Here is a 14,072-nt window from a genome sequence, read left to right as displayed (position 1 = left end):
CGCGAGGAGACGAGAGACACATGGTGGTACGCGGGTTCCTGGGGCGTCGGCGCCGGGAGTACAGGACGCCGGAACCGCACCCGTCCGGCGCGCGGCCTCCGAAGCTTCCCGGGGAACTGATCCCGAAGCACGTGGCGATCGTCATGGACGGCAACGGGCGGTGGGCGAAGGAGCGGGGGCTGCCGCGCACCGAGGGGCACAAGGTCGGCGCCGAGCGGGTGCTGGACGTGCTCCAGGGCGGGATCGAGATGGGGGTCGGCGCGATCTCGCTGTACGCCTTCTCCACCGAGAACTGGAAGCGGTCGCCGGACGAGGTGCGCTTCCTGATGAACTTCAACCGGGACTTCATCCGCAAGTCCCGTGACCAGCTCGACGAGCTGGGCGTGCGGGTGCGGTGGGTCGGGCGGATGCCCAAGCTGTGGAAGTCGGTGGCCAAGGAGCTGCAGATCGCCCAGGAGCAGACGAAGGACAACGACCGGCTGACGCTGTACTTCTGCATGAACTACGGCGGCCGGGCGGAGATCGCGGACGCGGCGCAGGCGCTCGCGGAGGACGTGCGGGCCGGCCGGCTCGACCCGTCGAAGGTCGACGAGAAGACGCTGCAGAGGTACATGTACTACCCGGACATGCCGGACGTGGACCTGTTCCTGCGGCCGAGCGGTGAGCAGCGCACGTCGAACTACCTGCTGTGGCAGAGCGCGTACGCCGAGATGGTCTTCCAGGACGTCCTGTGGCCGGACTTCGACCGGCGCGACCTGTGGCGGGCGTGCCTGGAGTTCGCCTCCCGGGACCGGCGGTTCGGCGGGGCGATCCCGAACGAGGAACTGCTGGCCATGGAGGGCCGGTCGGGCGACGCCGAGTAGGGGCCCGGTCCCGGCGCGGCGGCGCTACGCCGCCGCGCAGTCCGCGCAGGTGCCGAAGATCTCGACCGTGTGGGCCACGTTGACGTAGCCGTGTTCCGCCGCGATGGCCTCGGCCCATTTCTCCACCGCCGGGCCCTCCACCTCCACCGCCTTGCCGCAGGTGCGGCAGACCAGGTGGTGGTGGTGGTCGCCGGTGGAGCAGCGGCGGTAGACGGACTCGCCGTCGGCGGTGCGCAGGACGTCGACCTCGCCGGCGTCGGCGAGGGACTGGAGCGTGCGGTAGACCGTGGTGAGCCCGACCGAGTCGCCCTTGTGCTTGAGCATGTCGTGGAGTTCCTGCGCGCTGCGGAACTCGTCGACCTCCTGGAGACAAGCCGCCACGGCGGCACGCTGCCGGGTGGAGCGGCCCTTCACGGGCGGTCCTGCGGTCGTCACCGGATTGCCTCCTCACATCTGGCCCTCTGCCCGGGCCATTGTGCCAGTCCGGGCGGAGGGCGGTCAGGCGCCGACCTCGTCGGCGGCCTCGCGTCCGGCCGGAATGGCGCACTCGGCCGGGTCGCCGCCCGGTCGTTCGGCGGCCAGCGCCCGGGCGCGGCGGCGGGCCAGCGGGGCGGCCAGCGCGGTCAGCGCGATGAACGCGGCGATGGTCAGCAGCACGATCGTCGCGCCGGGCGGCACGTCCTGGTAGTACGAGGTGACCGTGCCGCCGATGGTCACGCTGACGCCGATCGCGACGGCGATGGCGAAGGTCGCGGCGAAACTGCGGGTGAGCTGCTGGGCCGCCGCGACGGGCACCACCATGAGCGCGCTCACCAGCAGCAGGCCGACCACGCGCATCGCGACGGAGACCGTGACCGCGGCCGTGACCGCCGTGAGCAGGTTGAGGAAGCGCACCGGCAGGCCCGTCACACGGGCGAACTCCTCGTCCTGGCTGACCGCGAACAACTGCCGGCGCAGACCGACGGTGATCAGGACGACGAACGCGGCCAGCAGGCAGATCGCGGTGACGTCGGACTCGGAGACCGTGGACAGGGAGCCGAAGAGGAACGAGGAGAGGTTCGTGGTGGAGCCGCCGGGGGCGAGGTTGATGAACATGACGCCGCCGGCCATACCGCCGTAGAAGAGCATCGCGAGGGCGATGTCGCCGCGGGTCCTGGCGTACCAGCGGACCAGTTCCATGAAGACGGCGCCGAGGACGGAGACGAGCGTCGCCATCCAGATCGGGGACCAGCTGAGCAGGAAGCCGAGGCCGACGCCGGTCATGGCCACGTGGCCGATGCCGTCGCCCATGAGGGCCTGGCGGCGCTGGACCAGGTAGATGCCGACGGCGGGGGCGGTGACGCCGACCAGGACGGCGGCGAGCAGCGCCCGCTGCATGAAGGCGTAGTCGAGGATCTCCATCAGCTCAGCAGTCCCGTGCGGATCGGTTCGGCGCCCGCGGGTGCGTGCGGGTGGACGTGGTCGTGACCGGGCAGCGCGTGCTGGCCGACGGCCTTCGGGGGCGGTCCGTCGTGCAGGACGCAGCCGTCGCGCAGGACGACCGCCCGGTCGATCAAGGGCTCCAGCGGGCCCAGTTCGTGCAGGACGAGGAGGACCGTGGCGCCCCGGGCCACCTGGCTCCTCAGCGTCTCGGCGAGGATCTCCTGGCTGGCCAGGTCGACGCCCGCCATCGGCTCGTCCATGATCAGCAGTTCGGGGGCGGCGGCGAGGGCGCGGGCGATCAGGACCCGCTGGTGCTGGCCGCCGGAGAGGGCGTCGACGGAGTCCTTGGCGCGGTCCGCCATGCCGACGAGGTCCAGGGCGTGGCGCACGGCCTCGCGGTCGGCCTTGCGGAAGAGGCCGAAGCGGGTGCGGGCCAGGCGGCCCGAGGAGACGACCTCGGTGACCGTGGCGGGCACGCCGCCGGCGGCGGTGGTGCGCTGCGGGACGTAGCCCACGCGCGCCCAGTCGCGGAACCGGTGGCGCGGGGCGCCGAACAGCTCGATCTCGCCGGCGCTGACCGGTACCTGGCCGATGACGCTGCGCACGGCCGTCGACTTGCCGGAGCCGTTGGCGCCGAGCAGGGCGACGACCTCGCCGCGGCGCACGGTGAGGTCGATGCCGCGCAGGACGGGGCGGGAGCCCAGCTCGGCACGGACGCCGCGCAGGGAAATGACGGGCTCGGTCATGCCGTCCTCCGGTGGTTCGTCGGTCACTTGGCGCCCAGGGCCGTCCGGAGGGCCTTGAGGTTGGCCTCCATGACCTGGAAGTAGTCGTCGCCGCGGGAGGCGTCGGTGATGCCCTCGAGCGGGTCGAGGACGTCCGTCCCGAGCCCGGTGTCGCGGGCGAGGGTCTTGGCGGTCTTGTCGCTGACGAGCGTCTCGTAGAAGACGGTGGTGACGCCGTCGGCCTTCGCCGTCTCCTGGAGTTCCTTCACGCGCGCCCCACTGGGCTCGGACTCGGGGTCCAGGCCGCTGATGGCCTCCTGGGTCAGGCCGTAGCGCTCGGCGAGGTGGCCGAAGGCGGCGTGCGTGGTGATGAAGACGCTGTTCTTCCGGTCCGCGAGGCCGGCCTCGAACTTCTCGTCGAGGTCGTTCAACCTGCCGACCAGGGCCGCGGTGTTCTTCCGGTAGTCGGCGGCGTGGTCCGGGTCGGCCTTCTCGAAGGCCTTGCCGACGCCCTCGGCCACCTCGGCGTACTTGACCGGGTCGAGCCAGACGTGGGGGTCCTTGCCGTCCTCGTGCTCGTGCTCGTGGCCGTGCTCCTCCTCGGCGTGCTCGTGGCCGTGCTCGTCCTCGGCGTGCTCCTCCTCGTGCCCGTCGGCCTCGGCGCCGTGCCCCTCCAGGGAGGTCAGGGTCGCCGCGTCGATCTTCACGGCGACCGGGGACTGGCCGATGGCCTCGTCGACGGAGGGCTGGAGGCCCTTGAGGTAGAGCGCCGCGTCGGACTCCTCGAGCCGCGCGGTCTGCCGGGCGCTGATCTCCAGGTCGTGCGGCTCCTGGCCGGGCTCGGTGAGACTGGTGACGCTGACGTGCTCGCCGCCGATCTGCTCGGCGAGGAAGGCCATCGGGTAGAACGAGGCGACGACGTCGAACGTGCCGCCGTCGCCCGCGGCGGCGCTGTCCGAGGAGCAGGCGGTCAGGGTGCCGAGACCGAGGGCGGCGACCGCGGCCAGCGCGGCCGTGGATATGTGGTGTCGTCGTACGTTCATGACACTCATTTTCAACAAATATGGAAACCGTTGTCAACAAAGCGGGTGAGAGCGCTGTAGGGGACACCGAATTGGTCGCGGGGCAGGCCCCGCCGGTAGCCTGAGGCCTTCGCTGGAAGCAATCTCGCTTCGTCGCCCGTCGTCGTAATGAAGAGAGCACCGTGGCCGCCGACAAGATCGACACCATCGTCAGCCTGAGCAAGCGCCGTGGCTTCGTATTCCCCTGCAGTGAGATCTACGGCGGCCAGCGTGCCGCCTGGGACTACGGACCGCTGGGTGTCGAGCTCAAGGAGAACCTGAAGCGCCAGTGGTGGCGCTACATGGTCACCTCGCGCGAGGACGTGGTCGGTATCGACTCGTCCGTGATCCTGGCCCCGGACGTGTGGGTCGCCTCCGGCCACGTCGCCACCTTCACGGACCCGCTGACCGAGTGCACCTCCTGCCACAAGCGGTTCCGCGCGGACCACCTGGAGGAGGCGTACGAGGAGAAGAAGGGCCACGCCCCCACGGGCGGCCTCGCCGACCTCAACTGCCCCAACTGCGGCAACAAGGGCACCTTCACCGAGCCCAAGCAGTTCTCGGGCCTGCTCTCCACCCACCTCGGCCCGACGCAGGACTCCGGCTCCATCGCCTACCTGCGCCCCGAGACCGCCCAGGGCATCTTCACCAACTTCGCCCAGGTGCAGACCGCTTCGCGCAAGAAGCCGCCGTTCGGCATCGCCCAGATGGGCAAGTCCTTCCGCAACGAGATCACGCCCGGCAACTTCATCTTCCGCACCCGCGAGTTCGAGCAGATGGAGATGGAGTTCTTCGTCAAGCCGGGCGAGGACGAGAAGTGGCAGGAGTACTGGATGGAGCAGCGCTGGAACTGGTACACCGGTCTCGGCCTGCGCGAGGAGAACATGCGGTGGTACGAGCACCCGAAGGAGAAGCTCTCCCACTACTCCAAGCGCACCGCTGACATCGAGTACCGCTTCCAGTTCGGCGGCAGCGAGTGGGGCGAGCTGGAGGGCGTCGCCAACCGCACCGACTACGACCTCGGCGCCCACTCCAAGGCCTCCGGCCAGGACCTGGCCTACTACGACCAGGAGGCCGGCGAGCGCTGGACGCCGTACGTCATCGAGCCGGCGGCCGGTGTCGGCCGGGCGATGCTCGCCTTCCTGCTCGACGCCTACATCGAGGACGAGGCGCCCAACGCCAAGGGCAAGATGGAGAAGCGGACCGTGCTGCGGCTCGACCACCGCCTCGCGCCGGTGAAGGTGGCCGTGCTCCCGCTGTCCCGCAACGCCGAGCTGTCGCCGAAGGCGAAGGGGCTGGCGCAGGCGCTGCGGCAGAACTGGAACATCGAGTTCGACGACGCCGGCGCCATCGGCCGCCGCTACCGCCGCCAGGACGAGATCGGCACGCCGTTCTGCGTCACCGTCGACTTCGACACGCTGGACGACAACGCGGTGACCGTGCGCGAGCGCGACACCATGAAGCAGGAGCGCGTCTCGCTCGACCAGATCGAGGGGTACCTGGCGGCCCGCCTGATCGGCGCCTAGTACTGGTCGTTTCGCGGGTTTTTCGTCGAGGCCCCCGGTGCCGGACCGTTCAGTGGTCCGGCACCGGGGGCCTCGCGCTCGGCACCCGCCGGTTCGACGGGTCCACCGTCGCCTGGTGCGCCTGTGCCAGGTGCTCCTGCGCCTTGAGCCACGGCAGGAACCGGGCGCCGCTGTGCCAGCCGCAGGTGGCGCACCGGACCGTCCGCCGCGTGCCGGTGCGTTGGATGTGGACGACGTAGGCGCGGCCGTGCAGGTCCCAGCGGCTGACCTTGCTCGTGTCGATCTGCGGCATGACTCCTCCGGAGGCCGGGGCGGTGGTCGCCGTTCTACTGCCCCGCGTTCAGCGCGGGCAGTCGTGCCTTCCCCGGTGCCTCGCCGCCCCGGAGGGCGCCCCCGGGGCGGCGAGGAGCGTGCGCGGGGCGACGTTCCGTGGCCGCGTGGGTGTGGGCCGGGGGGTGTTCGCGCAGCCCGGCGCTCGCGGGGTGCCGCCGCGCCCACCCGTGCCGCCCTGCGGCACGATTGCCCGCGGGGCGGCGGGGCGGCGGGGCGGCGGACGGCGGGGCGGCGGACAGAGGACCGCGGGGCGGCGGGGCAGCGGGGCAGCGGACGGCGGGCAGCGGACAGCGGGGCGGTGGTCTCAGGCGGTTGCGTCCGCGCTCCGGCGCATCTCCGTCGACTCCAGGCGTTCCGCCGTCCGTTCGGCGGTTGTGCGGGCCCAGCGGCCCGAGGTCAGCGCGCCCACGGCCAGCACCGCGAGGCCGCACCCCACGAGGATCCACCAGCCCGGCCGCGCCGCCGTCACGAACGTCTCCGCGTACGACGACGAACCCACCCCCGCCGCCAGCACCGCGCCGATCACCGCCACCCCCAGCGCCTGCCCCAGCTGACGGCTGGTGGACGCGACCGCCGAGGCCACCCCCGCCTGGGCGGTCGGCATGCCGGAGACGGCCGTGTTGGTGATCGGGGCGTTGACGAAGCCGAAGCCGACGCCGAACAGGGCGTAGCCGAGGAAGAGGGTCGTGTTCGACGTCTCGGCCTCGAAGAGGGCGAAGAGGAGCCCGCTCACCGTCATCGCGGTCCCCGCGATCAGCAGCGGCAGACGCGGGCCCCGGCTGCCGACCAGCCGGCCGGAGAGCGGGGCGCACAGGAAGGTCGGGACGGCCATCGGGAGCATCCACAGACCCGCGTCCAGGGCGCTCAGCCCCCGTACGTTCTGCAGGTACAGCGTGGACAGGAACAGGAAGCCGCCGAGCGCGGCGAACGCGCTCACGGCGATCACCGTGGCCCCGCTGAACGGAGCGGAGCGGAAGAAGCGCAGGTCGACGAGGGGTTCGCGGCGGCGGGACTCGTAGCGCAGGAGGGCGAGCAGGGCGATCAGCGCGACGGCGGCGAAGGGGGCGGTCACCGGGAGGGAGGCGTGCGGGGCCTCGATGATCGCGTATGTCAGGGAGCCGAACAGGACGATCACCAGGAGCTGGCCGACCGGGTCCGGGCGGCGGGCCTTCGGGGCGCGGGACTCCGGGACGAAGCGCCAGGTGAGCAGCAGCGCGGCCAGGCCCACCGGCAGATTGATCCAGAAGATGGAGCGCCAGCCGACCGACTCCACCAGCAGCCCGCCGACCAGCGGTCCCGCGGCCATCGAGATGCCGACGACCGCGCCCCACGCGCCGATCGCGCGGGCCCGCTCGCGGGGGTCGGTGAAGGTGTTGGTGATGATCGACATGGCGACCGGGTTGAGCATCGAGCCGCCGACCGCCTGCACCATCCGGAACACGACCAGCCAGGACAGGTCCGGGGCCAGGGAGCACAGCACCGAGCCGAGGGTGAAGACCACCAGGCCCGCCATGAACACCCGTCTGCGGCCGATCCGGTCGGCCGTGGAGCCCGCGAGCATCAGCAGGGAGGCCAGGACGAGCGTGTACGCGTCGACGGTCCACTGCAGACCCGAGGTGCTCGCGTGGAAATCCCTCTGCAGGGCGGGCAGGGCGACGTTGAGGACCGTGTTGTCCAGGCTCACGATCAGCAGGCTCATGCAGCAGATCGCGAGCACCAGCATGCGGCGGCCGTGGCTGAGCTCGGGCATGGGTGCCATCGTACGCGCGTTTCGATAGTGCGGTTAACTAATGACCGGTACACGGTCTTCGTGCGCCGACGTACCGGGTGCCCCTCGGCATGCGGGACAATGGGGCAATGTCCACGCCCACGCCCACCCTGAACGCGGCCCCGAACACGACCCTGCGCATCGGCCCGCACGCGGTCCTGCCGCCCGTCGTGCTCGCCCCCATGGCCGGGATCACCAACGCCCCCTTCCGCACCCTGTGCCGGGAGTTCAGCGGCGGCAAGGGCCTGTTCGTCAGCGAGATGATCACCACCCGGGCGCTGGTCGAACGCAACGACAAGACCATGCAGCTGATCAGGTTCGACGCGAGCGAGAAGCCGCGCTCCATCCAGCTGTACGGCGTCGACCCGGCGACCGTCGGCAAGGCCGTCCGCATGATCGCGGAGGAGGACCTCGCCGACCACATCGACCTCAACTTCGGCTGCCCGGTCCCCAAGGTGACCCGCAAGGGCGGCGGCTCGGCCCTCCCGTACAAGCGGAACCTGCTGCGCTCCATCCTGCGCGAGGCGGTCGGCGGGGCCGGGGACCTGCCGGTGACGATGAAGATGCGCAAGGGCATCGACGACGACCACCTGACCTACCTGGACGCCGGCCGGATCGCCGTCGAGGAGGGCGTGACCGCCATCGCGCTGCACGGCCGCACCGCCGCCCAGCACTACGGCGGCACCGCCGACTGGGACGCCGTCGCCCGGCTGAAGGAGCACGTCCCGGAGATCCCGGTGCTCGGCAACGGCGACATCTGGTCGGCCCGGGACGCGCTGCGGATGGTGCGCGAGACCGGCTGCGACGGGGTGGTCGTGGGCCGGGGCTGCCTGGGCCGGCCGTGGCTGTTCGCGGACCTGGTCGCGGCCTTCGAGGGGCGGACGGACGCCTGTGCGCGGCCCACCCTGCGCGAGGTCGCCGACGTCATGGTCCGGCACGCCACGCTGCTGGGGGAGTGGATCGGCGACGAGTCGCGCGGGGTGATCGACTTCCGCAAGCACGTCGCCTGGTACCTGAAGGGCTTCGCGGTCGGCTCCGAGATGCGCAAGCGGCTCGCGATCACCTCCTCGCTGGAGGAGCTGCGGGCCGGGCTCGACGAGCTGGACCTCGACCAGCCCTGGCCGGCCGGCGCCGACGGCCCCCGCGGCCGTACGTCCGGCAACAACCGGGTGGTGCTGCCCGACGGCTGGCTGAAGGACCCGTACGACTGCGCGGGCGTCGGCGAGGACGCGGAACTGGACACCTCCGGGGGCTGACGGGGGCTGATCAGCCCTTCGTGGGGCGGGGCGTGGACCCGTAGGCCGTCAGGAAGCGGTCGCGGAAGGAACTCATCTTCCACACGGGCGCGTCCTGCGCCGGGCGGAGGCCCTCCGTCCAGTTCCAGGCGTCGATCTTCTCCAGCACCTCGGGGTCCTTGGCGACGACCGACACCGGCACGTCCCGGCTCGCGCGGTCGCCGCTGACGCGGGCGATGGGCTGGTGGTCGCCGAGGAAGACGAGGACCGTGTCGTCGGTGCCGTAGCGCTCCAGCCACTGGGTGAGGCCGGCGACCGAGTACGCGATCGCCCTGCCGTACTCCCGCCGGGACTCGGTGGAGTCGGCGATGACGTCGGACGTCTTCCTGCCCGCCTTCTCGATGGCCCCGAACACCGAGCCGTCGCCCAGTTCGTCCCAGTCGACCAGCTCCGGCAGGGGCGCCCAGGGCTGGTGGCTGGAGGTGAGGATGATCTCCGACATCAGCGGCCGGTCGCGCTCGCGGCCGTGCTCCAGGCGCTGGAAGGCCTCCAGGGCGTACTGGTCCGGCATGGTCGACCAGCTGAACTTGGGCCCCCGGTAGCCGAGGTCGAAGGCGTCGTAAACCTTGTCCAGGCCGTACCACCGCGCCTCCGGCCAGGCCTTTTGCACGCCCGGCATGACGCCGACGGTGTCCCAGGCGCCCGTCTTCCGGAACGCCCCGGTGAGGGTGAGGCGGTCGCCGGAGGTGACGGTGCGGTAGCGCTGCTGGTTGTCGATCCACAGGCCGGACAGGGCCGTGGAGTGGCCGAGCCAGCTGCTGCCGCCGTACGTCGCCGAGGTGAGCCAGCCGCTGCGGGCGTGGTAGCCGGCCCTCGCGAGCGCGGCGGTGCGGGCGTCGAGGGTGCGGGTGACGCCGGGGGCGATCAGCGGGTCCTCGACGGCTGTGCGGCCGTAGCTCTCGATGAAGGCGAAGACGACGTCCTTGCCGCGCAGGTCCGGGACGAGCAGGTCGGGGGGAGTGGCGCCGAAGGCGTCCGTCCGCGCCTCCTTCGCGAACGCCGCCTCGTCGCGCAGGGTGTCCACCACGCGCCGCGTCTGCCCCTTCAGGGCGCCCGCGGCGCGGTCGGAGGCGACCGGCGTGCCGGAGACCTGGACGCCGAGCGCGGCGCAGGCGACCCACGCCGTCCCCGCGATCAGCGCGCCCCGGGTGGCGCGGACGCGGTGCCGGGCCAGCAGGTCGCCGAGCCGGACGGTGGCCAGCGCCGTGACGGTCACGAGGAGCAGGGCGAGGACGACCGCGCCGACGGCGGCGGCGGTCGCGGCCGTGGAGCCCATCGAGTCGGCGAGATAGCTCCGCGCGTCGTCGAGCAGCCCCCAGTCGAGTACGACGTTGAAGCCGCGGCCCAGGTACTCGGTGAACCCGATGTCCAGCAGGTTCAGCACGGTCAGGACGCCGATGCCCGCCCCGTACAGCGCCGCCACGACGATCCGCGGCCGGCGCGGCAGGGCGAGCAGCAGGACGGCCCCGACGATCGCCTCCGCCGGTATCCGCGTGAACCGGTCGGGCCGCAGCCCCGGGGCGGTGTTCGGCAGCAGGAGGGCGCCGACGACGAGGGCGGCGGCGAGGACGTGCAGCGTCCGACGGAGGGCGCGGGCGGCGGCGGGGTGCGCGTCGCGCGCGTCGCGCAGGCGTGTGAAGACAGGCAACCCGGGGGTTCCTTCCGTGCCGAGCCCGGTGGGAGGCGGACCCGGCGTGGGGGTCCGGGTCCGCCGTCGTTCCGTACGGGCGGAGTGGACGGTGTGTTCATCCGACCGGGGATGTCGTGCGCCGGGGGGTGCCGGGGCGCCGCGGAGGGGGTGGGGCGCCGGGGCCGGGGGAGCGGGGTGCCGGAGACGGTCCGCATGGTGAAATCCGGCGCGCTGTGGCAGCGTGATTCTCGCCACCCTTGATGAGGGTGGCGCTCAGATGAGCGGATCATGGGTGGCTGTACTTCTCAAAGGGTGGCACTCGGTGCCACCTCTTGATCGTTCATCGAGCGAAATCAAACGTGGAGATTGTCGCTCACATGAGCGACTGGGGGGCGAGGGAGGAGGGTTGCGCGTTCAAGAGGTGAAAACATTCGGCCGTCCCGGCTTGCCACGCTTTGACTTTCGATCCGCTGGCGGATGAGTGGTTACAGGCGCATGACGCACAAGTGGACGTACCCAGAAGCCTTTGATCTGGGTACATTCCTCGACGTCAGGGCAGCCACCGCGTCCTCGAGGAGTCGAGACCCGTGTCGGAAAACAAAGACCCCCACGTAGCGAAGTTCGTTTACGACTTCACCGAGGGCAACAAGGACCTGAAGGACCTGCTCGGCGGCAAGGGCGCCAACCTCGCCGAGATGACCAACCTGGGCCTTCCCGTCCCGCCCGGCTTCACCATCACCACCGAGGCCTGCAAGACCTACCTCGACAGTGGCGAGGAGCCGGCGGCACTGCGTGACGAGGTGAGTGCGCACCTCGACGCCCTCGAAGCGACCATGGGCAAGAAGCTCGGCCAGGCCGACGACCCCCTCCTCGTGTCGGTCCGCTCCGGGGCCAAGTTCTCCATGCCGGGCATGATGGACACCGTCCTCAACATCGGCCTCTCCGACAAGTCCGTGCAGGGCCTCGCCCGGCAGGCCGGCGACGAGCGGTTCGCGTGGGACTCCTACCGGCGCCTCATCCAGATGTTCGGCAAGACCGTCCTCGGCGTCGACGGCGAGCTGTTCGAGGACGCGCTGGACGCGGCGAAGGCGGCCAGGAAGGTCACCGTCGACACCGAGCTGGAGGCCGCCGACCTCAAGAAGCTCGTCACCAAGTTCAAGAAGATCGTCAAGACCGAGGCCGGCCGGGACTTCCCGCAGGACCCGCGCGAGCAGATGGACCTCGCCATCAAGGCCGTCTTCGACTCCTGGAACGGCGACCGCGCCAAGCTCTACCGCCGCCAGGAGCGCATCCCGCACGACCTCGGCACCGCCGTCAACGTCTGCTCCATGGTCTTCGGCAACCTCGGCCCCGACTCCGGCACCGGCGTCGCCTTCACCCGCGACCCCGCCTCCGGACACCAGGGCGTCTACGGCGACTACCTGCAGAACGCGCAGGGCGAGGACGTCGTCGCGGGCATCCGCAACACCGTGCCGCTCGCCGAGCTGGAGTCGATCGACAAGAAGTCGTACGACCGGCTCATGCAGATCATGGAGATCCTGGAGAACCACTACAAGGACCTCTGCGACATCGAGTTCACCATCGAGCGCGGCCAGCTGTGGATGCTCCAGACCCGCGTCGGCAAGCGCACCGCGGGCGCCGCCTTCCGCATCGCCACGCAGCTGGTCGACCAGGGCCTGATCGACGAGGCCGAGGCGCTGACCCGCGTCAACGGCGCCCAGCTCGCCCAGCTGATGTTCCCCCGCTTCGACGAGAGCGCCAAGGTCGAGCAGGTCGGCCGCGGCATCGCCGCCTCCCCGGGCGCGGCGGTCGGCAAGGCGGTCTTCGACTCGTACACCGCCGTGAAGTGGTCCCGCTCCGGCGAGAAGGTCATCCTGATCCGCCGCGAGACCAACCCCGACGACCTGGACGGCATGATCGCCGCCGAGGGCATCCTCACCTCGCGCGGCGGCAAGACCTCCCACGCGGCCGTGGTGGCGCGCGGCATGGGCAAGACCTGTGTCTGCGGCGCGGAGGAGCTGGAGGTCGACACCAAGCGCCGCCGGATGACCGTGCCCGGCGGGCAGGTCGTGGAGGAGGGCGACGTCGTCTCCATCGACGGCTCGTCCGGCAAGGTCTACCTGGGCGAGGTCCCGGTCGTCCCCTCCCCGGTCGTCGAGTACTTCGAGGGCCGGATGCACCCGGGCGCCGACGACGCCGACGAACTGGTCGAGGCCGTGCACCGGATGATGGCCTTCGCCGACCGCAAGCGCCGGCTGCGGGTGCGGGCCAACGCCGACAACGCCGAGGACGCGCTGCGCGCCCGCCGCTTCGGCGCCCAGGGCATCGGCCTGTGCCGTACCGAGCACATGTTCCTCGGCGACCGCCGCGAGCTGGTCGAACGCCTGATCCTGGCCGACACCGAGGCCGAGCGCGAGGAGTCCCTCAAGGCCCTGCTCCCGCTCCAGAAGCGGGACTTCGTGGAGCTCTTCGAGGCGATGGACGGCCTCCCGGTCACCATCCGCCTGCTCGACCCGCCGCTGCACGAGTTCCTGCCCGACATCACCGAGCTGTCGGTCCGCGTCGCGCTCGCCGAGTCCCGGCAGGAGCCGCACGAGAACGAACTGCGCCTGCTCCAGGCCGTGCACCGGCTGCACGAGCAGAACCCGATGCTGGGTCTGCGCGGCGTCCGTCTCGGCCTCGTCATCCCGGGCCTGTTCACCATGCAGGTGCGGGCCATCGCGGAGGCGGCGGCCGAGCGCCGGGCGGCCAAGTGCGACCCCCGTGCGGAGATCATGATCCCGCTGGTCGGCACGGTCCAGGAGCTGGAGATCGTCCGCGAGGAGGCCGACCAGGTCATCGCCGAGGTCGAGCGGACCACCGGCACCAGGCTGAAGCTCGCCATCGGCACGATGATCGAGCTGCCGCGCGCCGCGCTGACCGCCGGCCAGATCGCCGAGGCGGCGGAGTTCTTCTCCTTCGGCACCAACGACCTCACCCAGACGGTGTGGGGCTTCTCCCGGGACGACGTGGAGGCCTCCTTCTTCACGGCCTACCTGGAGAAGGGCATCTTCGGGGTGTCGCCGTTCGAGACGATCGACAAGGACGGCGTGGGCTCGCTGGTCGCCGCCGCCGCGAAGGCCGGCCGCGCCACCCGCCCCGACCTGAAGCTCGGCGTCTGCGGCGAGCACGGCGGCGACCCGGAGTCGGTCCACTTCTTCCACCAGGTCGGCCTGGACTACGTCTCCTGCTCCCCGTTCCGCATCCCGGTCGCCCGCCTGGAGGCCGGCCGCGCGGCCGTCACGTCGGCGGGCAGCGACCACCGCTGAGTCCTGCGGGGCACCTGAACCCCGGAGCCGTCGTCTGTCACCCGACCACCCTCACCGATCGGCGACGGCTCCGGATCACGAAGAAGGGCGGGCCCCTGTGCGGGGGGCCCGCCCTTCGGCACACCACGGCGCCCGAACCCC

General features: G+C 71.4%; 11 protein-coding genes. 4 read left to right on the top strand and 7 right to left on the bottom strand.

Annotated elements, in window-relative coordinates; all coding sequences use genetic code 11:
• Nucleotides 1-20: 20 nt before the first annotated feature.
• The gene (locus ADK41_RS24250) at nt 21-863 is read left to right on the top strand and encodes an isoprenyl transferase (protein ID WP_030818199.1); all 843 of its coding nucleotides are present in this window, start codon (nt 21-23) and stop codon (nt 861-863) included.
• A gap of 24 nt (nt 864-887) precedes the next feature.
• Here the strand turns inward: ADK41_RS24250 and ADK41_RS24245 are convergent, their stop codons facing one another.
• From ADK41_RS24245 to ADK41_RS24230, 4 genes are all read right to left on the bottom strand, one after another.
• A complete protein-coding gene (locus ADK41_RS24245) occupies nt 888-1,298 on the bottom strand; it encodes a Fur family transcriptional regulator (RefSeq protein WP_030818196.1) in 411 nt (136 codons plus the stop codon).
• Nucleotides 1,299-1,361: 63 nt separating this feature from the next.
• Nucleotides 1,362-2,264, bottom strand: a complete 903-nt coding sequence (locus tag ADK41_RS24240) for a metal ABC transporter permease (RefSeq protein WP_030818194.1) — start codon at nt 2,262-2,264, stop codon at nt 1,362-1,364.
• Complete coding sequence (locus tag ADK41_RS24235; protein WP_030818191.1) at nt 2,264-3,031, bottom strand: metal ABC transporter ATP-binding protein; 768 nt, start codon at nt 3,029-3,031, stop codon at nt 2,264-2,266. Before ADK41_RS24235 ends, ADK41_RS24240 begins: the two co-directional genes overlap by 1 nt.
• 23 nt (nt 3,032-3,054) lie before the next feature.
• Complete coding sequence (locus tag ADK41_RS24230; protein WP_030818189.1) at nt 3,055-4,053, bottom strand: metal ABC transporter substrate-binding protein; 999 nt, start codon at nt 4,051-4,053, stop codon at nt 3,055-3,057.
• Between the two features lie 161 nt (nt 4,054-4,214).
• Between ADK41_RS24230 and ADK41_RS24225 the strand changes: the two genes are divergently transcribed.
• Nucleotides 4,215-5,597 (top strand): glycine--tRNA ligase, encoded by a 1,383-nt coding sequence (locus tag ADK41_RS24225; protein ID WP_030818187.1) that lies wholly within the window; start codon nt 4,215-4,217, stop codon nt 5,595-5,597.
• A gap of 49 nt (nt 5,598-5,646) precedes the next feature.
• Here ADK41_RS24225 and ADK41_RS24220 read toward each other — a convergent pair whose 3' ends face one another.
• Nucleotides 5,647-5,889, bottom strand: coding sequence for a hypothetical protein (locus tag ADK41_RS24220; protein ID WP_030818184.1), 243 nt, complete (start codon nt 5,887-5,889; stop codon nt 5,647-5,649).
• A 345-nt stretch (nt 5,890-6,234) separates the two neighbouring features.
• The gene (locus ADK41_RS24215; protein WP_030818181.1) at nt 6,235-7,680 is read right to left on the bottom strand and encodes an MFS transporter; all 1,446 of its coding nucleotides are present in this window, start codon (nt 7,678-7,680) and stop codon (nt 6,235-6,237) included.
• 107 nt (nt 7,681-7,787) lie between these two features.
• Between ADK41_RS24215 and dusB the strand changes: the two genes are divergently transcribed.
• Entirely contained in the window at nt 7,788-8,954 is a 1,167-nt protein-coding gene (dusB, locus tag ADK41_RS24210) for a tRNA dihydrouridine synthase DusB (protein ID WP_030818179.1), read from the top strand.
• A gap of 10 nt (nt 8,955-8,964) precedes the next feature.
• Here dusB and ADK41_RS24205 read toward each other — a convergent pair whose 3' ends face one another.
• Nucleotides 8,965-10,641 (bottom strand): CDP-alcohol phosphatidyltransferase, encoded by a 1,677-nt coding sequence (locus ADK41_RS24205; RefSeq protein WP_234318490.1) that lies wholly within the window; start codon nt 10,639-10,641, stop codon nt 8,965-8,967.
• Nucleotides 10,642-11,210: 569 nt separating this feature from the next.
• On the opposite strand from ADK41_RS24205, the gene ppdK reads away from it, so the two are divergent.
• Nucleotides 11,211-13,931 (top strand): pyruvate, phosphate dikinase, encoded by a 2,721-nt coding sequence (gene ppdK, locus ADK41_RS24200; RefSeq protein WP_030818174.1) that lies wholly within the window; start codon nt 11,211-11,213, stop codon nt 13,929-13,931.
• Nucleotides 13,932-14,072 lie beyond the last annotated feature (141 nt).

Source organism: Streptomyces caelestis, from assembly GCF_001279005.1.
Taxonomy (GTDB): domain Bacteria; phylum Actinomycetota; class Actinomycetes; order Streptomycetales; family Streptomycetaceae; genus Streptomyces; species Streptomyces heliomycini.
This window is presented reverse-complemented; position numbering and strand designations above follow the sequence as displayed.